We start from the raw sequence: 23413 nt of genomic DNA, 5'->3' as shown, positions 1-23413 counted from the left end.
CACCCTGATGGCGGCGGGTGCCTGGCGTGTCGCCCGCGCGCCGCGACCGATCATTCGGCGGCTGATCTATCTGCTCATTCACTGCCTCTACCGCTTGCGCTTCCGGGGTCGTCGCTTCATACCGGCCAAGGGGGCGGCGCTGGTGGTATGCAATCACGTCAGCTTCATGGATGCGCTGGTGGTCGGCGGTGCCAGCCCTCGGCCGCTGCGCTTCCTCATGGACCGGCCGATCTACGACTCCCCCTGGCTCAACTGGCTGTTCCGTCTGGTGGGAGCGATACCGGTGGACTCCGACCGGCATGATCCCGGCAGCGTGCGACGCGCGCTGGAAGAAGTGAGTCGTGCGCTACGCAACGGCGAGGTCGTGATGCTGTTTCCCGAGGGGCGGCTGACACCGGACGGCGAGGTGCATGCCTTTCGCCGCGGACTGGAGACGATCCTGGCGCGGGATCCGGTGCCGGTGATTCCGGCGGGCCTGGCGGGTCTCTGGGGCTCCTGGACGTCCCACTGCGATGGGCCGGCCCTTTCCAAGCGCCCCCGCCGTTTCAGGGCCCGTGTGGCGCTCTATTTCGGCGAGCCGGTGTCACCCCGCCTGGCTCGGCGCGACAGGATGGAAGCCCGGGTGCGGGCGCTCAAGGCCGAGGCCGACGACTGGGCCTGCTCTGTTGGCCACGGGCTGGGCAGCAAGGATTCGGGTAGCAAGGATTTGGACAGCAAGGGCTCAGGCAAGAGCTGATCACTCCTGGCGGCGGCGGACACTTCGCGAGGGTTGCGGCCAGCAGCGTGCCCCGGTGATCAGGTTGTCCTGCACGTCGAGTATCTCCATGCGGATGCTGCCGATCTGAAGGCAGGCGGGCCCGTCGGGGAAGGCTTCCAGATGTTCGAGAATTAGCCCATTCAAGGTCTTGGGTCCATCGGTGGGCAGCTGCCAGCCCAGCATCCGATTGATGTCGCGGATGTTGGCCGTGCCGTCGATCACATGGCTGCCATCATCCTGGCGATGGATATCCTGGTCCTGGCCCGCCACGTCAGTGGTGAATTCGCCGACGATCTCCTCGAGAATGTCCTCCAGCGTCACCAGCCCTTCCACGTCGCCGTACTCGTCCACCACGATGCCGATTCGTCGCTTCTGCTTCTGGAAGTTGAGCAGCTGCGTGTGCAGTGGGGTCGATTCGGGGATGAAGTAGGGTTCCCGTGCCTCCTGGACGATGGAGGCCTTGGTCACCTCGTCCCGGGATAGGAAGCGCGCGGCATTGCGCAGGTGCAGCATGCCGATGATGTTGTTGATGTCCCCCTTGTAGATCGGCAGTCGCGTATGCTGGCTGGTGCGGATCTGGGTAAGGATCGCCGGCAGGTCATCGTCCAGGTCGATACCCACCACCTCGTGGCGGGGGACCATGATGTCGTTCACCGTCACGTTCTCCAGGTCGAGAATCGACAGCAACATGGCCTGGTGGCGATGGGGGATCAAGGTGCCCGCCTCGTGTACAACGGTGCGAAGCTCGTCGCGGGTCAAGCTCTCGCCGCCACCCTCGATGCTTTTGACCCCCAGCAGCTTGAGCAGGTTGTTGGAGATGACGTTGACCAGCCAGACCAGCGGATAGAGCAGCTTGAGTAGGGGCTCCAGGGCGCGTGACGCGGGGTAGGCGATGCGCTCGGGTTTGATGGCGGCATAGGTCTTGGGCGTGACCTCGGCAAAGATCAGGATCACGATGGTGAGGACCAGGGGGGCGATGGCGGGGCCGGTGACATCACCGAAGAAGTGAATGGCAAGCACCGTGGAGATGGCGGCGGCCAGGTTGTTGACCAGGTTGTTGCCGATCAGGATCACGCCGATGAGTCGATCCGGTCTGGCCAGCAGTCGCATCACGCGGCGGGCACGGCTGTCCCCGCTGTTGGCCTCGTGGTTCAGCCGGTAGCGGTTGATCGACATCATGCCAGTCTCGGAACTGGAGAAGAAGGCAGAAAGACAGATAAGTAGGAAAAGCAGGCCGAACAGCAATCCCAAAGGGAAGTCGTCGCTCAAGTCGAAGGGTCCTCGCTGACGTGTCAGCCACGTTTTTAGGGATTCGGCCCGTCACTGTCAAGGCGACTTCCGCCTGGCAGGCGATTAGGTGCGTTGAAGGATGACCTCCAGCACGAATTTGCTACCGAAATAGGCCAGCAACAGCACTGAGTAACCGCCCAGCGTCCAGCGTACGGCTCGCATGCCGCGCCAGCCCAGAATGTGATGACTGATCAAGAGAATGGCAAAGATCACCCAGGCAGCCAGGGCAAGGATGGTCTTGTGTGCCAGATGCTGGGCGAACATGCTTTCGACGAAAATGAAGCCGCTGACGATGGATAAGGTCAGCAGGATCATGCCAGCCCAGATCAGCTCGAAAAGCACCCGCTCCATGGTGGTCAGTGGCGGCAGCACCTGTACCACGCCACGGGTGTGGTGGTGGCGCAGCGCCTGGTTCTGCAGCCCCAGCAGGACCGCCTGGAAGGCGGCAATCGCCATTACGGCGAAGGCGAGCGCCGAGCTGATGGCGTGCAGGGCGATGCCCGGCGTCATGCCGCCGGTGCGCTCGGGGCTGGGCACGCCGACTGCCAGCAGCAGGGCCAGGCCGGACAGGGGGAATAGACCTATCGCTACATTGAGAACCGGCTTGGCCAGGCTCACCGCCAGCAGCAGGAGGACCATGATCGCCGTCAGGAAGACTGCGCTGGTCGACAGGCCTGGCAGCAGGCCGGGGCTCTGGTCAATCAGCTTGAGTGCAACAGGCAGATGGAATAACAGGCCCAGCAGGCCCAGGGCGCGGACCAGTACGGGGCGCTGCGGCACCCTGCGCAGCAGGGTGAGTCCCTGCCAGGAGGCAGCACCCAGATAGAGGATGAGGGCCATGATAGCCAGAGGAAGCGCCTGCATTCAGTTGTCATCCGTGCGCCGTTGGCGGCGTCAATGCATCTCGAAGGAGGAAAAGGTTTTTGCCGACATCACTATACCCAATCCGTGCAGCGCCGCACAGCTATGGCTGCCAGCTCCATGGAGACTGGCGGCCACAAGGCGTATAATTCTGCGTCAATAACTCTCTACCGCTAGTTTCAACGACTGTTTTACAGTATTGCGGGCAATGCGAGATGCCTGGCGAGCGTGACCGATCGTCGCACGACAACAATCACAGCGACGCCGGGCGGGTTGCCAGCCCTGCCAGTATCGTAGCCGGAGTGGCCCATGTTTCAGAATCTCAGCGAGCGGCTTTCGCAGACGCTCAAGTCCATCAAGGGTCAGGCGCGCCTGACCGAGGACAATATCAAGGATACCCTGCGCGAGGTGCGCCGGGCCCTGCTCGAGGCCGACGTCGCCCTGCCGGTGGTCAAGGACTTCATCGAACGCGTGCGCGAGCGTGCCGTAGGGCAGGAAGTGTCGAAGAGCCTCTCCCCGGGGCAGCAGTTCGTCAAGATCGTCCAGCAGGAGCTGGAAGCGACCATGGGCGAGGCGAACGAGGGGCTCTCGCTCAAGGGGGCGCCTGCCGTTGTCCTGATGGCCGGCCTGCAGGGCGCAGGCAAGACCACCTCGGTGGCCAAGCTGGCGCGCTACCTGCGTGAGCGCGAGAAGAAGAAGGTGCTGGTGGTCTCCGCCGACGTCTACCGCCCGGCAGCCATCGACCAGCTGGAGACACTGGCCGCCGAGGTGTCGGTCGACTTCTTTCCCTCCCGCTCTGACCAGAAGCCGGTTGCCATTGCCGAGGCCGCGCTCAAGCACGCCAAGATTCAGTTCCATGACGTGGTGATCGTCGATACCGCCGGCCGGTTGGCCATCGACGAGGCGATGATGGCCGAGATCGCCGAGCTGCACCGGGTCTGCCAGCCGCAGGAAACCCTGTTCGTGGTCGATGCCATGACGGGCCAGGATGCGGCCAATACGGCGAAGGCGTTCCACGAGGCACTGCCGCTGACCGGGGTTATCCTGACCAAGGCCGATGGCGACGCCCGAGGCGGCGCCGCGCTGTCGGTGCGTCACATCACCGGCAAGCCGATCAAGTTCATGGGCGTGGGGGAGAAGGTCGACGCCCTGGAGCCCTTCCACCCGGATCGGGTGGCCTCGCGCATCCTCGGCATGGGCGACGTGCTGTCGCTGATCGAGGAGGCCGAGCGCACCGTCGACAAGGACAAGGCCGAGCGGCTGGCGAAGAAGGTCAAGAAGGGGGATGGCTTCGACCTCGAGGACTTCCGCGACCAGCTCCAGCAGCTCAAGAAGATGGGCGGCATGGGCGGGCTGCTCGGTAAGCTGCCCGGCATGGGCCAGATGGCCGAGATGGCCCAGGGCCCCGGACCTGAGAAGGAGCTGGGCAAGCTGGAGGCCCTGATCAACTCCATGACACCCAAGGAGCGTCAGCGCCCCGAGATCATCAACGGTTCGCGCAAGCGGCGCATCGCCGCCGGTGCCGGCCTGCAGGTGCCCGATCTCAACCGACTGCTAAAGCAGCACAAGCAGATGCAGAAGATGATGAAGAAGGCAGGCAAGAAGGGCGGCATGCAGAAGATGATGCGCGGCATGTCGGGCATGATGGGCGGCGGTGGTCCCGGCGGCCCGGGGGGTATGGGCGGTATGGGTGGCCCTGGTGGCATGGGCGGCCCGGGCGGGTTCCCCCGTCGCTGAGCCGGTATCGGCCGCTGGGCGGCAAAAGGATTGTCGGTCGGGCTTTCCAAGACGGGCTGATTTCCGTAGAATGCTGCGTCTTCATGGCAGGACCGGACATCTGTCCGGCTGCACGCTTGATAAGCAACAGTGACCGAATGACGCGGAGGCTGGCCTGGTGGCCCGCTTCCGGGGCAGTATGTCGGCATCCGGCCGTTAGCCGGGGTCGTCACGCATCGGTATTAAACGTAACCTCAACTGAAGGACAGTTAACGCCATGGTTACCATTCGTCTGGCACGTGGTGGCGCCAAGAAGCGTCCCTTCTATCATCTGACCGTGACCGATTCGCGCAATGCGCGCGATGGCCGCTTCATCGAGCGTCTGGGTTTCTTCAACCCCATCGCCCGTGGCGGTGAAGAGCGTCTGCGCGTCGATCTGGACCGCGTCACTCACTGGCAGAGCCAGGGTGCCCAGCTGTCCGATCGCGTGGCAGAGCTGGTCAAGGAAGCCCGTAAGCAGGCCTGAGCCTGTCGCTTTGCGGTGACGTCATGAGTGAGCAAGCCGAACGCATCGAGTTGAACGACCATGTGGTGCTGGGCAAGCTGACCAGTCCCTATGGCGTCAAGGGGTGGCTCAAGGTCTACTCCCACACGAGCCCGATGGACGGCATTCTGGAGTATCCCGAGTGGGTGCTGCGGCAGGGCACCGCCCTGACCCGTCATCGCCTGTTGCAGGGCCGTCGGCACGGCAAGGGCCTGGTCGCGCTGCTGGAGGGCGTCGACGGTCGCGAGGCTGCGGAAGCCATGGCCGGTGCCGAGATCCTGCTGCCCAAGTCGGCACTGCCCGGCCTGCCCCGCGGCGATTACTACTGGCATCAGTTGGAAGGGCTGGTGGTAGCGACCCGTGAAGGCGAGGTGCTGGGGCGCGTCAGCTACCTGTTCGAGACCGGGGCCAACGATGTGCTGGTGGTAAAGGGCGACCCGGAAGGGGAGCCGCCGGCCATCGACGATCGTGAACGCCTGCTGCCTTATTTACCCGACGAGGTGATCGTCGAGGTGGACCTGGCCGCTGGGACCATGACCGTGGACTGGGATCCGGCGTTTTGACGGATGAAGCGACCTCACGGGGTTTGTCCATGTGGGTTGGCGTGGTGTCGCTGTTTCCCGAGATGTTCGATGCCATCACTCAGCATGGCGTGACGGGTCGGGCAGTCAGCCAGGGGCGTGTGGCGCTGGAGTTCTACAATCCGCGCGACTATGCCACCGACCGACATCGCACCGTGGACGATCGCCCCTATGGGGGTGGCCCCGGCATGCTGATGAAGGTCGACACGCTGCGTGCGGCCATTCATGCCGCCCGCGATCGGGCTATTGTGGCAACCGGGCAGCAGCCACGTGTGATCTATCTGTCGCCCCAGGGGCGCCGGCTCGATCAGCAGGGTGCGCAAGAACTGGCCTCGGGCCCACCGTTGGTGGTGGTGGCCGGGCGCTACGAAGGCATCGATGAGCGCGTGGTAGAGAGCGACATCGATGAAGAGTGGTCGATCGGCGACTATGTGCTCAGTGGCGGCGAGCTGCCGGCCATGGTGCTGATCGATACTGCGGCAAGGTTGGTCCCCGGCGTGCTGGGGCATCAGGATTCCGCAGTGGAGGACTCCTTCAACGAGGGGCTGCTGGACTGCCCGCACTACACACGCCCGGAGGTGATCGACGGGCGGCGGGTGCCGGATGTGCTGCTCAGCGGGCATCACGGCGAGATCCGGCGCTGGCGGCTCAAGCAGTCGCTGGGGCGGACCTGGCTGAGGCGGCCCGATCTGCTCGAGGGCAGGACGTTGAGTCGAGAGCAGCAGGCGCTGCTCGAGGAGTTCATCGAAGAATACGCGCTGTCTACTAGGTAGCCTGTCTACCCGGTTGACGGAGCGGAGGTGCAGGACGCTGACTCGCATTGAGCTCGCGGACCTGCGTCACCCATCATTTCCCGCGCTCTCGAGCCATATTCGAGCGCCGGGATCACGCTTCGCCACCAAGGCGGTGAAGCCATGTTATCGAGGAGTTATGTCATGAGTAGCAAGAACAAGGTGATCCAGGCGCTTGAAAACGAGCAGATGAGCAAGGAAGTGCCGGCTTTTGCTCCGGGCGACACCATTGTCGTTCAGGTCAAGGTCAAGGAAGGCAACCGTGAGCGTCTTCAGGCCTTCGAAGGCGTGGTGATCGGCAAGCGCAACCGCGGCCTGAACTCCGCCTTCACCGTGCGCAAGATCTCTCACGGTGTCGGCGTCGAGCGTACCTTCCAGACCTACAGCCCGCTGGTCGACTCCATCAGCGTCAAGCGCCGCGGCGACGTGCGTCAGGCCAAGCTCTACTACCTCCGCGACCGCAGCGGCAAGTCTGCCCGCATCAAGGAAAAGCTGGGCTAAATCCAGCTGGCCGACGGCGCACCCGAGCGTGCGCCTCCTGCGAAACCCCGTCACCGCTTGTGCGGGGCGGGGTTTCGTTGCATTAGGTCCGTCAGCGTCGGGGAGAGCCTGCATGTCGCACGCCGATGAATCTCATGTACTGATCGACACCTTTCTCGACGCGCTGTGGCTTGAGCGGGGGGCGAGCGATCACACGCTGACGGCATACCGTCATGACCTTGCGGCCTGGGTCGAGCGCCTGGGGGAAACGGGTGGCTCCCTGCTTGCCCCCGGCGATGCCGCGCTACCGGCCTGGCTCGACGAGCGGCGAGCAGCGGGTTATCGTCTGCGCAGCAATGCCCGGCTGCTTTCCAGCCTGCGTAGCTTCTATCGCTGGGCGCTGTCCGAGTCGCGCACCGACCGCGATCCGCTGGCGGACGTGCGCCTGCCGCGGGTGCGGCCGAACCTGCCGGATACCCTTGAAGAGGCGGAGGTGGAGCGCCTGCTGGCCGCCCCCGATCTCTCGACGGACCTGGGCCTGCGTGACCGGGCCATGCTCGAAGTGCTCTACGGCTGCGGGCTGCGCGTCTCGGAGCTGGTGGGGTTGACCGTGGATGCAGTCAATCTTCGCCAGGGCGTACTGCGTGTGCGCGGGAAAGGGGACAAGGACCGGCTGGTCCCCCTGGGGGAAGAAGCCGTACACTGGGTGTCACGCTATCTACGCACGGCCCGCGGGGCGCTGATTGCCGATATCACTCGTCCAGCACTTTTTCCCGGTCGAGGTGATAACTGCATGACGCGGCAGGCATTCTGGCATCGCATCAAGGCTCATGCCCGGACCGCCGGGATCACGCGACCACTGTCGCCCCACACCCTGCGGCACGCCTTCGCGACGCATCTATTGAATCATGGGGCCAATCTGCGTGTCGTACAGCTGCTGCTCGGTCACAGCGACCTGTCGACCACTCAGATCTATACCCATGTCGCGCAGGCACGACTCGAAGCCCTGCACGCCGACCATCATCCTCGAGGCTGACTCATGATCGCTCTACCACGCCGTATCGCCAGCACCCTGATTGCCCTGTCGCTACCCTTGATCGCCCTGTCCCTGCCCGCAAGCGCGTTGGCGGGCGACGCGGCTCTGCTGGCTGAGCGCCTTCAGGTGGGAGGCCAGCCCATGCCGGTGGCCAGTATCCGTGACACTCCCATGGAGGGTATCTATCAGGTGCGCCTGGAGACCGGTGAATCCTTCTACAGCGATGTGGAAGGGCAATACTTTCTGGTCGGCGACCTCTACGAGAACAGCGACCAGGGGCTGGTCAACCTGACCGAGCAGTCCCGCAACGACGAGCGGGTGGCGCGCCTGGCCGACGTGGCCGAGGGCGAGCGGGTCATCTTTCGCGGCACCGGCGAGAGTCGGGCAGAGATCGTCGTCTTCACCGATACCACCTGCCCCTACTGCCGCCAGTTTCATGAAGAGGTGCCCGACCTCAACGCCATGGGCATCGAGGTGCACTACCTCGCCTTTCCGCGTGTCGGCATGGATGGGCAGGGCGCCCGCGAGTTACAGCAGATATGGTGTGCGGACAATCGCAGCGAAGCGATGACGGCGGTCAAGCGCGAGGAAGCCCTGTCGAGTGTCGGCGACTGCGACAATCCGGTCGAGGCACAGTATCATCTCGGCATGGAAATCGGCGTACAGGGTACACCGGCCATTGTGCTGCCCGATGGCCGCATGGTGCCGGGCTATGTGCCCGCCGATCGCCTGGCCGCAATGCTAGGCCTCGAGGGCTGACAGGCACTGAACCAATCAGTGACATTGATACACAACAGGGGAGCGGGACATTGAAACCGGTGAGAGTGGGAATCTGTGGTCTAGGGACCGTCGGCGGCGGCACATTCAACGTGCTGACGCGCAATGCCGACGAGATTGCGCGGCGTGCGGGCCGTCCGATCGTCATTGAACAGGTGGCACATCGCAGCCTGAACCCGGAGTGTGACCTCACCGGTATCAAGACCACCACGGATGTCTTCGAGGTGGCCCGCAACCCCGATATCGATGTTCTGGTGGAGCTGGTCGGAGGCTATGAGCTGGCCCGCGAGCTGGTGCTGACGGCCATTGCCAACGGCAAGCACGTGGTGACAGCCAACAAGGCGCTGATCGCCGTGCATGGCAACGAGATCTTCCACGCCGCCCACGAGCAGGGCGTCATCGTCGCCTTCGAGGGTGCCGTGGCGGGTGGCGTTCCGGTGATCAAGTCGCTGCGCGAGGGCCTGGGTGCCAACCGTATCGAATGGGTGGCCGGTATCATCAATGGCACCGGCAACTACATCCTGACGCACATGCGCAGTGAAGGACGTGCCTTCGAGGACGTGCTGGCCGAGGCCCAGGCGCTGGGCTATGCCGAGGCGGACCCGACCTTCGACGTGGAGGGCATCGACGCAGCCCACAAGCTGACCATCCTCGCCTCCATCGCCTACGGGGTGCCGTTGCAGTTCGAGAAGGCCTACACCGAAGGCATCTCCCGGGTCACCTTCGACGACGTGGAGCAGGCCGACAACCTTGGCTACACCATCAAGCACCTGGGCATCTCCAAGCGTACCGATGCGGGCCTCGAGCTGCGCGTGCATCCGACGCTGATCCCCAAGGAGCGCCTGCTGGCCAACGTGCATGGGGTCAAGAACGCCATCGCCATCATGGGCGATGCCGTAGGGCCGACCCTCTACTACGGTGCCGGTGCCGGGGCGGAGCCGACCGCCTCGGCGGTGGTCGCCGACCTGCTCGACGTAGCCCGCGACATCGCCACCGACCATCACTACCGGGTGCCCTATCTCGCCTTCATCGGCATCGGTGACGACGACGGCAGCATGCCGATCCTGCCCATGGAGGACATCGTTACCGCCTATTACCTGCGCCTGCTGGCGGTCGACCGTCCCGGCGTGCTGGCACGGGTGGCGACGATCCTCGCCGAACAGGGCATCTCCATCGAGGCCCTGGTGCAGAAGGAGGCCACCGAAGGCGAACTGGTGCCGATCATTCTGCTGACCCATCGCACCCGCGAGAAGAACATGAACGAGGCGATCCGTCATATCGAATCCATGGCCGATATCGCCGGGCCGGTAACGCGGATCCGTGTGGAATCGCTGGATGAGCAGGAATAACGCCATGCGCTATATCAGCACCCGCGGGCAGGCGCCCGCGCTCTCCTTCGAAGAGGTCGTGCTCACCGGCATGGCCAGTGACGGCGGCCTCTACGTACCGGAGGAGGTCCCCCAGCTCTCGGCCGAGGCGCTCGAGGCCATGGCGGGGCTCTCCTATGCGGAGATCGCCTTTCGTGTCATGAAGCCGTTCGTCAACGGCGAGATCGATGACGAGACCTTCCGCGGCATCGTGCGCGATGCCTACGCCACCTTCAGCCATGACGCCGTGGTACCGCTCAACCAGCTCGACGCCAACCACTTCCTGCTCGAGCTGTTCCATGGCCCCACGCTGGCCTTCAAGGACGTCGCCCTGCAGCTGCTCGGCCGGCTGCTCGATCACTTCCTGGCCAAGCGCGGGGAGCGTGCCGTGATCATGGGCGCCACTTCCGGAGACACCGGGTCGGCGGCCATCGAGGGCTGCCGCCACTGCGACAACCTCGACATCTTCATCCTGCATCCGCACAACCGGGTCTCCGAGGTGCAGCGTCGCCAGATGACCTCGGTGCTGGCCGACAACGTCTTCAACGTCGCTATCGAGGGCAACTTCGACGACGCCCAGGCCATGGTCAAGGCGAGCTTCGCCGACCAGGGCTTCCTGAACGGCACCCGTCTGGTGGCGGTGAATTCGATCAACTGGGCGCGGATCATGGCCCAGATCGTCTACTACGTGGCTGCCGGCGTGGCACTCGGCGCGCCGCATCGCCAGGTGAGCTTCTGCGTGCCGTCGGCCAACTTCGGCAATGTCTTTGCCGGCTACATGGCCTATCGCATGGGCCTGCCGGTCAAGCAGTTCATCATCGCCACCAACGCCAACGACATCCTGCACCGCACGCTGGCCGCCAACGACTTCTCCAAGCAGGAGCTCAAGGCGACCCTGGCGCCCTCCATGGACATCGTGGTGTCGTCCAACTTCGAGCGACTGCTGTTCGAGGCCTACGAGCGTGATGGTGACGCCGTGCGCGGCCTGCTCGAGCGCTTCCAGTCCGAGCCCACGGCGCTGGCCGAGGCGCCGCTGGCCAGGCTGCGCAAGCTGTTCGCCAGCCACAGTGTCGATGACACCACCATCCTCGAGGTGATCCGCGAGGCGCACCATCGCACCAAGGAGGTCCTCGATCCGCATACGGCGACCGGCTATCGTGCCGCCGAGCGGGCACGGGCCGATGCCCAGACGCCGATGATCACCCTGGCCACGGCCCATCCGGCCAAGTTCGCCGAGGCGGTGGTCAAGGCCGGCTTTCCCGGGGTGCCGCTGCCGCCGCATATGGACGACCTGCTGGAGCGGGAGGAGCGCTACACGGTGCTGCCGGCGGAGCTGGCTGAGGTTCAGAAGTTCGTGGTGGAAAACCGCCGCTAGTTAAGAGCGTGGCAGTAATGCCCATCAAGCTAGCGAGGGGCGAAGGGGACAGGTCGAAGAGGAGGTCATTTGTCAGAGATGACAAATGTAGCGCCCAGGGATGGGTTTACAGCGCCTCCTCGTAGAGCTGTCGCCGGCAGGCCCCGAGCGGTGCTGCAGCGCCTCCTCTACGACCGACCCCGGCGTCCCTCGCCATGGATGCCAGCCCCGAGCGGTGCTGCAGCGCCTCCTCGGTGGTACGGCACTCCGGGACCTGTCCCCGGCGCCCCTCGCATCTGTCTGCGCCCGTAGCCTACCGGGCAGGCGTTTGATCACTTGGCCTCGTCTCGTTTTCTTTCTCATACCGAACCACAGGAGCCACGCTTGGACGTGATTGCGCCCCCCGACCTGCACGCCCGACTCAGGCCACGGCTGCTGCCTCGGCCGCGCAACCAGGCGCTGTATGCCCGCGCCCAGGCCGAAGGCCTGACCGAACTGCAGGCCCGCGTGCTTGCCGGTCGCCTGGCCGGCTACGAGGGTGAGCTGGCGCCCCTGACCCAGCCCAGCCTGCGTTATCTCGAGCACCCGGAGCGCCTCGCCGACGGTCGCCGTGCCGCGGAGCGAATCGCCCAGGCCGTGGTCGAGGGCGAACATATCGGTATCCTCACCGACTACGACGTCGACGGCATCACTTCCCATGTTGTCATTCGGCGTACCCTGGTCGAGCTGTTCGGCGTGCCCGAGGCGCGCCTGCACAGCCTGATCGGCCACCGTATTCACGACGGCTACGGCATCAGCCTGCCGTTGGTGGAGCGCACGCTGTCGCTGAAGCCGCGGCCAAGCCTGGTCATTACCGCCGACTGTGGCAGCTCCGACGAGCCGCGCATCGCCCGGCTCAGGGCGGCCGGCATCGACGTGGTGGTCAGCGACCATCACGCCCTGCCGGCGGAGGGGCCACCGGCTTCGGCCCATGCCGTCGTCAATCCGACGCGAGACGACTGCGACTATCCCGACGCCACCATCGCCGGCTGCATGGTGGCCTGGCTGGTCATGTCCCTGGCGCGCCAGGTGCTGATCGAGTGGGGTGCGCTGCCCAGCGCCACGCCCAAGCTCTCGCCCTGGCTCTCCTACGTGGCACTGGGTACCGTAGCGGACTGTGTCTCCCTGGGGGCGAGTCCGGCCAATCGCGCGGTGGTCAGCCACGGGCTGACGCTGATCAACCGCATGGAGGCGGCCTGCTGGCGCGCCATGGCGGCCAGGCTGGGGGAGGACAGCACCCCCTTCACGGCCGAGACCCTGGCCTTCCAGATGGGGCCGAGGATCAACGCCCGCTCGCGCCTCGACGACCCCTACGCCGCGCTGCACTTCATGCTTGCCGCCGATGACAGCACGGCAACCCGGCATCTGGAGACGCTGGACCAGGACAACCAGTCGCGCAAGGCCATCGAGGCCGACATGACCGAGCAGGCGCGGCTGCTGGCGGTGCCGCAGCTTGACGCCAATCATCCCGCCATCGTGGTGTTTCTGAAAGGTGGCCACGCCGGGGTGCAGGGCATCGTCGCCTCGCGGCTGGTCCAGGCCTATGGCCGGCCCGCCCTGGTGATGACCCCGGCGGCGGCGCCGGGCATGCTTACTGGTTCGGGACGCTCCATCGAGGCGCTGCACCTGCGTGACGCCCTGCAGCGTACCTTCGAGTTGGCCCCCGAGGCGCTGCCACGATTCGGCGGGCATCGCGGTGCGGCCGGGGTCGGCGTACCGGCCGACCGGTTCGATGCCTTTCGCACGGCCTTCTTGCAGGCGGTGGGTGAACAGCTGGGCGGGATCGAGCTCTTTCCTCACGTGCTCACCGACGGCGAGCTGATGCCGGCCCAGTTCGACCTGTCGACGCTTGACGAGCTGGAGCGGCTGGGCCCCTACGGGCGGGAATTCGATGCACCTCTGTTCGAGGGCGATTTCCTGGTGGAGGCGCTCAGGCCAGTGGGTGCCGACGGCAGCCACCTGATGATGACGCTCTCGGCGGGAGCCGTGAGCCTGCGGGCGATCTGGTTTCGCGCCCTGACCCCCGGTGAGCTGCCGGCCTTTGGCCTGGGGGATCGGCTGCGCTGCGCCTATCGGCTCAGTCGCAACCGCTGGAAGGGGCGAGAGTCGCTACAGCTGATGGTGGATTACGCCGAGCCGTTGGATGGTTGAAAGGCGCGATTCCCGGTCCGGTGAGCGAGGTCAATGAAACCGCTGGCCATTGTCGCTAGAATCCGGCCCCATTCGGCCCTGCCGCACTCACCATCAAGGAATTCGTGAATGGATCCACAAGATCTATCGGCCGACCCCCATCGCCCCTACGAGGACGTGATGGCCATGCTGGTGGGCACGCTGTTCGTTGCCCTCGGTGTCACCTTCTATACCCAGGCGCTGCTGCTGACCGGCAGCACCGCCGGGATGGCCTTCCTGCTGCAGTACGCCACCGGCTGGCGCTTCGGGGTGTGGTTTTTCCTGATCAACCTGCCGTTCTACTATCTGGCCGTGAAACGCATGGGCTGGTCATTCACCCTGCGTACCTTTGTCGCCATCGGCCTGGTTTCCCTGTTCTCGGAACTCACTGGCAAATGGATCACCATCGAGAGCCTCAATCCGCTCTATGCCACCTTGATGGGGGGAAGCCTGATCGGCATCGGCATGCTGGTGCTGTTTCGCCACCGCACCAGCCTGGGCGGCATCAACATCCTGGCGCTCTACCTGCAGGCACGCTATGGCCTGCGTGCCGGCTATGTGCAGCTCGGTATCGATGGGCTGATCATGCTCGCCGCCCTGCTGGTGCTGCCGGCCGACCGGGTCGGACTTTCGGTGCTCGGTGCCGTGGCGCTTAATTTGATTATTGCCCTGAATCACAAGCCAGGGCGATATATGGGCGTTTCCTAATAATTAGGCCAGACGCCTGGCGTGGCCAGCTCGATCAGGTGACCGTCCGGGTCACGAAAGTAGAGGCTTTCGCCTCCCTTGGGCCAGTGGGTGCGGCCCTCGATGGCCACGCCGTGGTCGTCGAGCTGGGCCTCCCACTCGGGCAGGGAAGCGGCCGAGATGGCAAAGGCGAGATGCACCCGGCCCTTTCCGTCATGGGGTGGAATGGTGCCCATGTCGTTGGGCAGTTTCACGGTTTCCAGCGTCTCGCCCTGCAGGAACAGCAGCAGCACTGAGCCCCTGCCGGCGTCGTAGGCGGTGAAGCGATGGTCGGCGTTGAAGGGTTCCAGGCCCATCACGCCTTCGAAGAAGACCCGCGCCCGATCCATGTCGTCGACGTAGAGCGCGGTCTCGAGTACGCCGTTGAGTCTAGGCATGGCGTTCTCCCTGCGGCTTTATTCCTATAGCGTAGCAGCTCCCCTTCCGCCTACCTGCGAGCCAGGCTCAGCGGCGCCACCAGAACCACCAGACGATGGCGGCGATCATTGCCAGGCCGGCAAGATTGACGATCCAGCTCATGACAGTGCCTCCTCTGTCTCGACAGGGGCTGACTGGCGGCCGGAGCGATTATCGCCGCGAGTCTTGAGCAGCCTCAGCCGGTTGGCGTTGCTCACTACCGTAATCGAGGAAAGCGACATGGCCGCCCCGGCGATCATTGGCGACAGCAGCATGCCGGTGAAGGGGTAGAGCACCCCGGCGGCGATGGGGATGCACAGCACGTTGTAGCCGAACGCGCCGACCAGATTCTGCTTGATGTTGCGCAGGGTCATGCGACTGATCTCGATGGCATCGGCGATGCCGTGCAGGGAGCTGCGCATCAGCGTGATACCGGCGCTCTCGATGGCGACATCGGTGCCCTGGCCGATGGCGAAGCCCACGTTGGCCCGGGCCAGGGCGGGGGCGTCGTTGATGCCGTCGCCCACCATGCCGACCACTTCGCCGGCCTGCTGCAGGCGCTCGATTTCGGTGTGCTTGTCCTCGGGCAGCAGCCCCGCGCGGAAGTCGTCGATGCCGACCTCCCGGGCGATGGCCGCTGCGGTGTGTTCGTTGTCGCCGGTGAGCATCACCACCTTCAGGCCGTCGGACTGGAGCCGCTTCACTGCTTCCACGGTATCGGCCCGCAGCGGATCGCTGATGCCGAACAGGGCGGCCAGGCGGCCATCCACGGCGAGGTAGACTACGGTGCGCGCCTTGCGCTCCAGTCCAGCGGCAAACTCCTCGCCGGCGGAGAGGTCGAGCCCAGCCTCTTGCAGCAAGCGCGCATTACCCAGCAGCAGCACTTCGCCCTGCGGCCCGGTGGCCTTTACGCCGCCCCCGGTGACGCTGTCGAAGTCGCTGATCGCGGCTGCCTCGGCGCCGGCTTGCTCGGCGTGCTGCATAAGGGCGGCAGCCAGCGGATGCTCCGAGCCGCGCTCCAGTGCCGCCACCAGCCCGAGCAGCGTCGCCTCGTCGTCGGCAAGCCTTTCGCCGGGAAGTCCTTCGCCAGAGCGCCCATTGTCAGTGAGAAAATGCGCCTCGGTGACCCGGGGCTTGCCTTCGGTCAGGGTGCCTGTCTTGTCCACCACCAGGGTGGTGAGACGGCTGGCAGTCTGCAGCGCCTCGCCGTTTCTCACCAGTACGCCGTGCTCGGCGGCCTTGCCTACGCCGATCATGGTGGAGATGGGCGTGGCCAGGCCCAGTGCGCAGGGGCAGGCGATGATCAGCACCGTGGTGGCGGTCACCAGCATGTGGATCAGCCGCGGCTCGGCGCCGAAGTTGAACCAGGCCAGCGCCGTTAGCACGGCAATGATCATCACCGTGGGCACGAAGATGCTCGACACCTTGTCGGCCAGCTCGCCGATGGGTGGGCGCGAGTTCTGAGCCAGGGCCACCTGCTCGGTGATTTGCCCCAGGCGCGTGTCGGCGCCGACACGGGTGGCGCGATAGATCAGGCCGCCCCGGCCGTTCACCGTGCCGGCATTGACCTCGTCGCTCTCGCCCTTGCTCACCGGCAACGGCTCGCCGGTGAGCATGGACTCGTCGATATGGCTGGCGCCGCTGGTCACCACGCCGTCCACCGGCAGGCGCTCGCCGGGTCGCACGCGGATATGGTCGCCCTCACGCACTTCCTCGATGGGCAGCTCTCGCTCGTCGTCGCCGCGAATCACCCGCGCCGTGCGGCTCTGCAGGTCGAGCAGGCGCTTGAGCGCCTCGCTGGTGCGTCCGCGGGCGCGCAGCTCCAGGGCATTGCCCAGCAGCACCAGGCCGATGATCATCGCCGAGGCTTCGAAATAGATGCCGTGCGCCACGTGTGGCAGCCAGGGTGCGAAGGCCACCACCGCCATGGAGTAGAGCCAGGCGGTGCCGGTGCCCATGGCGATCAGGGTGTCCATGTTGGCCTGGTGATGCTTGAGATTCTTCCAGGCATTGACGAAGAAGTGTCGACCCGGCACGACGAGAACCGCCAGCGTCAGCAGGCCGATCACCAGCCAGAAGAGCCGGCCGGTGCCGACGGGGTGGGGGTGGTAGAAGAACATGCTGGCCATCAGCGGCACGGCCAGTGCCAAGGACCAGAAACTGCCGCGCAGGCGGCGGCGATAGGTCTCGGCATCCTTGGCGGTGCGGGCCTCTTCGGCCTGGCGCAGGTCGACGATGGGCTCGGCATCGTAACCGGCCGCCTGTATGGCTGCGACCAGCGCGTCGGCATCGACACGGCCATGTACCTGGGCCACGCGGGTGCCGAAGTTCACCGATGCGTTGGCCACACCCGGCGTGCGCGAAAGCGCCTGTTCCACGCTTTTCACGCAGCTGGCGCAGGTCATGCCCGAGACCGACAGGCGGTGGGTCACGCTGCCTTCGCTGCGTGCTGCCGGCTCGGCTTCGCTTTCCTGGAACAACGCGGCGGTGGGCGCCTCGCCTGGTGTCGCGTCGGACTCGCCGCCGGGTGCTGCCCCGGGCGGATAACCTGCCGCATTGAGGGCATCATCTAACTCGGCGTCGTCGAGGGTGGTGTTCACTAGCAGGCGTTTCTCGGCGGGAAAGCCGGTGACCTCGGCCTCGGGGTCGAGCGCCTGGATCGCCTCGCGCATGCGCTTCACGCAGCCCTGGCAGTTCATGCCCGGCACGTTGCGCTCGAGATCAGAGAGGGTCATGTGCGTTCCTCGTCGGCGTGGAGGCATGCCTCGGGAGCTGCCTCGGGGAAACTTTCGATCAGGCGGCACAGGCTGTGACCGTCAGGGGTGCCGTCGGGCATCTCGGCCCAGGCGTCGAGTGCCTGCTCCATGCGCGCCGCCAGCGCTTGCAGCTCGGCAATGCGGGCGCGGATCTGCGGCAGCCGGCTGGCCAGCAGGTCGCGCACCATGGGGCAGGGCGAGTCGCCCTGGTCGGCATGGGAGAGGATGTCGGCGATTTCAGCCACGCTGAAGCCCAGCGTGCGGGCACGCTGGATGAAGCGCAGCCGCTCCAGGTCGGCCTGGTCGAAGAGCTGGTAGCCGTTGTCCGGGTCGCGGAGGGGGCTCAGCAGCCCCTCTCTGGTGTAGTGACGCACCGTCTCGGCGGTGACGCCGGCACGCCGGGCCAATTCGCTGACCTTCATGGAAACACTCCTGGCATCTGTGCGATGTGAGCAGTGTAAAACCTATGGGTGACACAAAGGTCAAGGGGCTGCGCGACCCGGACATGTATTGTCCTGGGCCTTGAAAGTTCATGTTTAGGCGGTGGGTTAGGCTAAAGTATGAGGAAAATCGGCATTAAAACGAACGTTTGGCCTTGATCCCGACCCCCCTTTGGGCGAAAACTGTGTTCAGTAGCAAAGCACCCCGGCGAGGGTGCATTTCATAACCAGCTCCAGCTCGTCTGGAAGAGGACGTCGAGACATGCACAACAAGTTCAACAAGCTTACCTGGGCCGTGGCGGTTGCTGCCGCTGCCTTCGCCAGCCAGGCCAACGCTGGCGGCTACCAGATCAACGAGCAGAGCGTCAGCGGCCAGGGTTACGGCCACGCCGGGCGTAGCTCTAACGTCAACGACGCCACCATCGTCTTCGGCAACCCGGCGGGGATGTCCTTCCTCGACCGCGCCCAGCTGACCGCGGGCGGGACCTACCTGAATGTCAACAGCCGCATTCGCAATGCCGAGGCGACTCGCAGTGCGCCTGGCGTGGGGGTCTTAGACGAGCAGGTGGGGGGAACTTCCGAAGGTGATATGGTACCTGGCACCCTGATTCCCTTTGCCTTCTATGCCCACCCGGTCAATGAGCAGCTGGCCTTCGGTTTCGGCGTCTATGCACCGTTCGGTTCCAAGACCGAATACGAGGACGGCTTCGTTGGACGCAACCTGGGCAACTATACCGAGCTGCGAGTCATCAGCGCCCAGCCTACCGTCTCCTATCGCTTCAACGACCAGTGGTCGGTCGGTGTAGGTCTGACGTACAACCGGGTCGAGGGCGAGCTGCATCGTCAGGTACCGGTTGCCACTGGTCTTTTAACTACCACTGAGGCCGATTCCCGCGTAGAAGGCGATGATGATGCTTGGGGTTATAACCTTGGGGTCATGTACCAGCCTGTACCGGAAACAACCTTAGGCCTGACCTATCGCTCCAAGGTGGATTACACCTTGACCGGCGATTTTCGTGCCGTTGCCCAGGATATTGGCGTCGAAGTCACGGATAACGCCTCGCTTGATCTGACGACGCCCGAAACGATCAACTTCTCCGTGACCCAGCAGATGAGCGACAACCTCAAGCTGATGGCCGGTGCCTCTTGGACACGCTGGAGTCGCTTCGACAGGATCCTGATCGAAGGAGAATCCATTCCAGAAATCACCCGTGAGGAACAAGACTACTCCAACGCCTGGGCATATGCTGTGGGTGGTGAGTATCAGCTCAACCCGCAACTGGCACTTCGTGCCGGCGTGACTCTCGATTTTACCCCTACCAGCGACCAATATCGCAGCGCACGGATTCCTTCCGACGACCGCCGCATCTTTTCCATCGGTGCCGGTTGGACGCCCGTTGATAACCTGACGCTGGACTTCGCCTATTCCTATCTGACTGAGCGTAGTACGCAAGTCGATCAGGTCAGGACGGATGGGTTCCAAGGAACGCCGCCTGTTACCTCTACCTATACCGCCGACTACAAGAACGAGGCCCATGGCTTTGGTGCTCAGCTGACCTATCGCTTCTGAGTCATTCAAACGATTGATGCTAATCAAGCGTTCGTACTGGACCCGGCTTCGGCCGGGTCCTTGCATTGAGGCCGTGCGGTGGATGCGTCCCATTGGCGAATTCGCTACACTAGCTGCCTTTTCCGTGCCGCTGTCGCTCAGGTTGACGCCTGTGACGCGGCGGCCGTTTTTCCCATGCGATTCAGGCGAGCGAGCCCATGCTGGAAACCAACCCCATTCATAACCTCATCAAGGACCTGTCCGAGCGGACAGACGTCCTGAGGGGGTATCTTTGACTATGCCGAACGCAAGGATCGGCTAGAGGAAGTCTCACGCGAGCTGGAGGATCCAGCAGTCTGGAACGATCCGGACTATGCCCAGAAACTGGGCAAGGAGCGCGCCTCGCTGGAGCAGATCGTCCAGACCATCGATGAACTCGACCAGGGCCTGGCGGATAGCCGCGACCTGCTCGAGCTGGCCGAGATGGAGGCGGACGAGGACACCGTCGCCGAGGTCGAGAAGGAGTTGAATGGCCTCAACGCCAGCCTCGAGAAGCTCGAGTTCCGGCGCATGTTCTCCGGCGAGATGGACGAGAACAACGCCTACCTGGATATTCAGGCGGGCTCCGGCGGCACCGAAGCCCAGGACTGGGCCAACATGCTGCTGCGCATGTATCTGCGCTGGGCTGAGCATCACGGCTTCAAGGCCGAGATCACCGAAGTCTCCGCCGGCGAAGTGGCGGGCATCAAGTCGGCTACCGTGCATGTGCAGGGCGACTACGCTTTCGGTTGGCTGCGTACCGAGACCGGCGTGCATCGGCTGGTGCGCAAGAGTCCCTTCGACTCCGGCGGCCGTCGCCACACCTCCTTCGCTTCGGTATTCCTGTCGCCGGAAGTGGACGACAGCTTCGAGGTCGAGATCAACCCGGCGGACCTGCGCACCGACACCTATCGCTCCAGCGGCGCGGGCGGCCAGCACGTCAACACCACCGACTCGGCCGTGCGCATCACCCACGAGCCTACCGGCATCGTGGTGGCCTGCCAGAGCCAGCGCAGTCAGCACGCCAACCGCGACTTCGCCATGAAGCAGCTGAAGGCGAGGCTGTGGGAACATGAGATGCAGAAGCGCAACGCTGCCAAGCAGGAGGCCGAGGACTCCAAGGCCGATATCGGCTGGGGCAGCCAGATCCGCTCCTATGTCCTCGACGACCAGCGCATCAAGGATCTGCGCACCGGCGTGCAGACCAGCAACTGCGACAAGGTATTGGATGGCGACCTGGATCAGTTTATCGTCGCCAGCCTCAAGCAGGGTCTATAGCGCCCCGGATGTGCAGCAGTTCCACCGAATATTGTGATTTCAAACAGGTAGCGACATGGCCGACCCCCAGAGCCCTTCCGAATCCCCCCTGCAGGACGAGAACCGCCTGATCGCCGAGCGTCGCGCCAAGCTGGCCGATCGCCGCAAGCTGGCCGATGCGCGGGGCGAGAGCGCCTTCCCCAACGACTTTCGCCGTGACAGCCAGGCCGCCGAGCTGATCGCCGAGCTCGGTGACAAGGAGAAGGAGGCGCTGGAGACCCTGGGGCGCGAGGCCGCCGTGGCCGGGCGCATCATGCGCAAGCGGGGCCCCTTCCTGGTCATCCAGGATGCCACTGGGCAGATCCAGCTCTATATCGACAAGAAGGGGCTGTCGGAAGAGACGCTGGAGGACATCAAGGGCTGGGACATCGGCGATATCGTGGCCGGCCGTGGTCCGGTACACAAGTCCGGCAAGGGCGACCTCTACGTGATGATGGCCGAAGCCAGGCTGCTGACCAAGAGCCTGCGTCCGCTGCCCGACAAGTTCCATGGCCTGACCGACATGGAAGCGCGCTACCGCCAGCGCTACGTCGATCTGATCATGAACCCCGACTCGCGCAAGGTGTTCGAGACCCGGGCCGGGGTGATCAGCGCCATGCGTCGCTTCTTCGAGGAGCGCGGCTTCATGGAGGTGGAAACCCCCATGCTGCAGCCGATTCCCGGTGGCGCCACCGCGCGCCCTTTCATCACCCACCACAATGCGCTGGACATCGACATGTACCTGCGCATCGCACCGGAACTCTACCTCAAGCGCCTGGTGGTGGGCGGCTTCGAACGGGTCTTCGAGATCAACCGCAACTTCCGAAACGAGGGGCTCTCTACGCGGCACAACCCCGAGTTCACCATGATCGAGTTCTACCAGGCCCATGCGAACCACAACGACCTGATGGACCTCACCGAGGAGATGCTGCGCAGCGTCGCCCGGCAGGTGCTGGGCACCACCACCGTGATCAACACCGTGCGTAACAGCGAGGGCGAGGTGCTCGAGACCTTCGAGTACGACTTCGGCAGCCCGCTGAAGCGTATCACCGTGTTCGACGCCATCCTCGAATACAATCCGGACATCCACGCCGAGGCGCTGGCCGATGCGTCCGCCGCGCGCCAGATCGCCGAGCGCCTGGACATCGACGTCAAGGATGGCTGGGGGCTGGGCAAGGTTCAGATCGAGATCTTCGAGAAGACCGTCGAGCACCGCCTGAAGCAGCCGACCTTCATTACCGAATATCCCACCGAGGTGAGCCCGCTGGCGCGGCGCAAGGACAGCAACCCCTTCGTCACCGAGCGTTTCGAGTTCTTCGTCGGTGGACGCGAGATCGCCAACGGCTTCTCGGAGCTCAACGACGCTGAGGACCAGGCCGAGCGCTTCCGTGAGCAGGTGGCCGAGAAGGAGGCCGGCGACATCGAGGCGATGTACTACGACGCCGACTACGTGCGTGCGCTGGAGTACGGCATGCCGCCCACCGCCGGCGAGGGCATCGGCATCGACCGGCTCGTCATGCTGTTCACCGACAGCGCCTCGATCCGGGATGTACTGCTGTTCCCGGCCATGCGCCCTGAGGTGGATTGAAGGGGCTATGCTTCGGCCTGGCCTTTCCTCGCCACTCTCCGCTACTTGCTGTGCTAAGCGAGGGGCGCTGGGGATCAAGCCGAAGAGGAGGTCCTACGCCAGGGATGGCGTAGGTAGCGTACAGGGATGTATTCACAGCGCCTCCTCGAAGGCTTGTCGCCAGTTCAGCCCACGAGCGTCGGGTTATGCGATAGCGGTGGCGGTGGCGAGCGGGGGGAGGAGTTCATTTGCCAAGGAAGACAAATGTAGCGCCCAGGGATGGGCTCGGTGCGCCTCCTCGTAGCCCTGCCCCTGGATCAGCCCCGAGCCTGCTGTGCCCCCAAAGCAGAAGTATTGGTAAGCAGCGGCACTAGCACCCATAATGATCACCGTTTCGACGTCGAGGAGACCGTGATGAAACTGCTCAACCGCTCCGCCCTGAGCGTCAGGCCGACCCGGCATTTCGTGGAATGGATCAATGCGCTGGAACCCACGGTGGGGGACGACGACCTCACTCTGGCCGACGTCGAACGCGAAAGCACCGTCTACCTGATCCCCGAGATGGACACGCCGGAGTCGCTGGAAGGCTTCGTCCGGGAGCGCTACCTGGAGATCCTCGAGACAGAGCTGAGGGCCTGGGAAGAGGACGAGCGTCAGTGGCCCGAGGCCGTGGACTGGGCCCTGTTCCAGCGTTTCCTGCAGGTCGAGCACAGCTATCTGGCCATTGACCTGGACAATGAGGCGGCGCTGGAGATCTCCGAGGTGGACGACTCGCTGCTGCTGGAAACCGATCAAGACTGAGCCAGGCCCTTATGGCTGGCGCATGGTGAAACCGGCTGCGGCCGGTTTCCTCGTTATGGA

Annotated in this window: 21 protein-coding genes; 16 read left to right on the top strand and 5 right to left on the bottom strand. The window is 64.6% G+C overall.

Annotated features, from left to right (window positions below):
• Nucleotides 1-7: 7 nt before the first annotated feature.
• Nucleotides 8-736, top strand: coding sequence for a 1-acyl-sn-glycerol-3-phosphate acyltransferase (locus KZO25_RS07960; RefSeq protein ID WP_066452412.1), 729 nt, complete (start codon nt 8-10; stop codon nt 734-736).
• Here the strand turns inward: KZO25_RS07960 and KZO25_RS07955 are convergent, their stop codons facing one another.
• A complete protein-coding gene (locus tag KZO25_RS07955; RefSeq protein ID WP_223136530.1) occupies nt 737-2026 on the bottom strand; it encodes an HlyC/CorC family transporter in 1290 nt (429 codons plus the stop codon).
• A gap of 84 nt (nt 2027-2110) precedes the next feature.
• Nucleotides 2111-2911, bottom strand: a complete 801-nt coding sequence (locus tag KZO25_RS07950; RefSeq protein WP_066451675.1) for an inner membrane protein YpjD — start codon at nt 2909-2911, stop codon at nt 2111-2113.
• A 306-nt stretch (nt 2912-3217) separates the two neighbouring features.
• On the opposite strand from KZO25_RS07950, the gene ffh reads away from it, so the two are divergent.
• The 11 genes from ffh to KZO25_RS07895 all read left to right on the top strand — a co-directional run bounded on the left by ffh (nt 3218) and on the right by KZO25_RS07895 (nt 14470).
• Nucleotides 3218-4645: a signal recognition particle protein gene (gene ffh / locus KZO25_RS07945; protein ID WP_223136529.1), complete on the top strand. Its 1428-nt coding sequence runs from the start codon at nt 3218-3220 to the stop codon at nt 4643-4645.
• A gap of 256 nt (nt 4646-4901) precedes the next feature.
• Nucleotides 4902-5150, top strand: coding sequence for a 30S ribosomal protein S16 (rpsP, locus tag KZO25_RS07940; protein ID WP_066451671.1), 249 nt, complete (start codon nt 4902-4904; stop codon nt 5148-5150).
• A 23-nt stretch (nt 5151-5173) separates the two neighbouring features.
• Nucleotides 5174-5731: a ribosome maturation factor RimM gene (rimM, locus tag KZO25_RS07935; RefSeq protein WP_223136528.1), complete on the top strand. Its 558-nt coding sequence runs from the start codon at nt 5174-5176 to the stop codon at nt 5729-5731.
• 29 nt (nt 5732-5760) lie between these two features.
• On the top strand, nt 5761-6522 hold the full coding sequence (gene trmD, locus KZO25_RS07930) for a tRNA (guanosine(37)-N1)-methyltransferase TrmD (protein WP_066451667.1): 762 nt from the start codon (nt 5761-5763) through the stop codon (nt 6520-6522).
• A 162-nt stretch (nt 6523-6684) separates the two neighbouring features.
• The gene (gene rplS, locus KZO25_RS07925; protein ID WP_066451665.1) at nt 6685-7041 is read left to right on the top strand and encodes a 50S ribosomal protein L19; all 357 of its coding nucleotides are present in this window, start codon (nt 6685-6687) and stop codon (nt 7039-7041) included.
• Between the two features lie 112 nt (nt 7042-7153).
• Nucleotides 7154-8056 (top strand): site-specific tyrosine recombinase XerD, encoded by a 903-nt coding sequence (xerD, locus tag KZO25_RS07920; protein ID WP_066451663.1) that lies wholly within the window; start codon nt 7154-7156, stop codon nt 8054-8056.
• Nucleotides 8057-8059: 3 nt separating this feature from the next.
• The gene (locus tag KZO25_RS07915) at nt 8060-8815 is read left to right on the top strand and encodes a DsbC family protein (RefSeq protein ID WP_223136527.1); all 756 of its coding nucleotides are present in this window, start codon (nt 8060-8062) and stop codon (nt 8813-8815) included.
• 50 nt (nt 8816-8865) lie between these two features.
• Nucleotides 8866-10182, top strand: a complete 1317-nt coding sequence (locus tag KZO25_RS07910; RefSeq protein WP_223136526.1) for a homoserine dehydrogenase — start codon at nt 8866-8868, stop codon at nt 10180-10182.
• Nucleotides 10183-10186: 4 nt separating this feature from the next.
• Complete coding sequence (gene thrC / locus KZO25_RS07905) at nt 10187-11575, top strand: threonine synthase (RefSeq protein ID WP_223136525.1); 1389 nt, start codon at nt 10187-10189, stop codon at nt 11573-11575.
• 363 nt (nt 11576-11938) lie between these two features.
• Nucleotides 11939-13744: a single-stranded-DNA-specific exonuclease RecJ gene (locus tag KZO25_RS07900; protein WP_223136524.1), complete on the top strand. Its 1806-nt coding sequence runs from the start codon at nt 11939-11941 to the stop codon at nt 13742-13744.
• Nucleotides 13745-13852: 108 nt separating this feature from the next.
• Nucleotides 13853-14470: a YitT family protein gene (locus KZO25_RS07895; protein ID WP_066451706.1), complete on the top strand. Its 618-nt coding sequence runs from the start codon at nt 13853-13855 to the stop codon at nt 14468-14470.
• Here KZO25_RS07895 and KZO25_RS07890 read toward each other — a convergent pair.
• The 3 genes from KZO25_RS07890 to KZO25_RS07880 all read right to left on the bottom strand — a co-directional run bounded on the left by KZO25_RS07890 (nt 14467) and on the right by KZO25_RS07880 (nt 18083).
• Nucleotides 14467-14886: a VOC family protein gene (locus KZO25_RS07890; RefSeq protein ID WP_066451704.1), complete on the bottom strand. Its 420-nt coding sequence runs from the start codon at nt 14884-14886 to the stop codon at nt 14467-14469. The two genes, KZO25_RS07895 and KZO25_RS07890, sit on opposite strands and share 4 nt — an antisense overlap.
• A 138-nt stretch (nt 14887-15024) precedes the next feature.
• Entirely contained in the window at nt 15025-17640 is a 2616-nt protein-coding gene (locus KZO25_RS07885; protein WP_223136523.1) for a heavy metal translocating P-type ATPase, read from the bottom strand.
• Complete coding sequence (locus KZO25_RS07880) at nt 17637-18083, bottom strand: MerR family transcriptional regulator (protein ID WP_066451098.1); 447 nt, start codon at nt 18081-18083, stop codon at nt 17637-17639. The genes KZO25_RS07885 and KZO25_RS07880 overlap by 4 nt, the downstream gene beginning before the upstream one ends.
• A gap of 280 nt (nt 18084-18363) precedes the next feature.
• On the opposite strand from KZO25_RS07880, the gene KZO25_RS07875 reads away from it, so the two are divergent.
• The 4 genes from KZO25_RS07875 (at nt 18364) to KZO25_RS07860 (ending at nt 23353) form a co-directional block, all read left to right on the top strand.
• Entirely contained in the window at nt 18364-19671 is a 1308-nt protein-coding gene (locus KZO25_RS07875) for an OmpP1/FadL family transporter (RefSeq protein WP_223136522.1), read from the top strand.
• 197 nt (nt 19672-19868) lie between these two features.
• Nucleotides 19869-20967, top strand: a protein-coding gene (gene prfB, locus KZO25_RS07870; protein ID WP_144439677.1) for a peptide chain release factor 2 whose coding sequence is annotated in 2 segments (ribosomal slippage) — nt 19869-19943 and nt 19945-20967 — 1098 coding nt in all. Because the reading frame shifts where the segments join, the coding sequence is not laid out codon by codon here.
• Between the two features lie 55 nt (nt 20968-21022).
• Nucleotides 21023-22573 carry a lysine--tRNA ligase gene (gene lysS, locus KZO25_RS07865; protein WP_066451091.1) on the top strand — a complete coding sequence of 517 codons (1551 nt, stop codon included), beginning with the start codon at nt 21023-21025 and terminating at the stop codon, nt 22571-22573.
• Nucleotides 22574-22966: 393 nt separating this feature from the next.
• The gene (locus tag KZO25_RS07860; RefSeq protein ID WP_066452386.1) at nt 22967-23353 is read left to right on the top strand and encodes a hypothetical protein; all 387 of its coding nucleotides are present in this window, start codon (nt 22967-22969) and stop codon (nt 23351-23353) included.
• Nucleotides 23354-23413 lie beyond the last annotated feature (60 nt).

The organism is Halomonas sp. ANAO-440 (genome assembly GCF_019915905.1).
Lineage (GTDB): Bacteria > Pseudomonadota > Gammaproteobacteria > Pseudomonadales > Halomonadaceae > Halomonas > Halomonas chromatireducens.
Note: the sequence above shows the minus strand (reverse complement) of the source record. Positions and strands in the feature narration are given on the sequence as shown.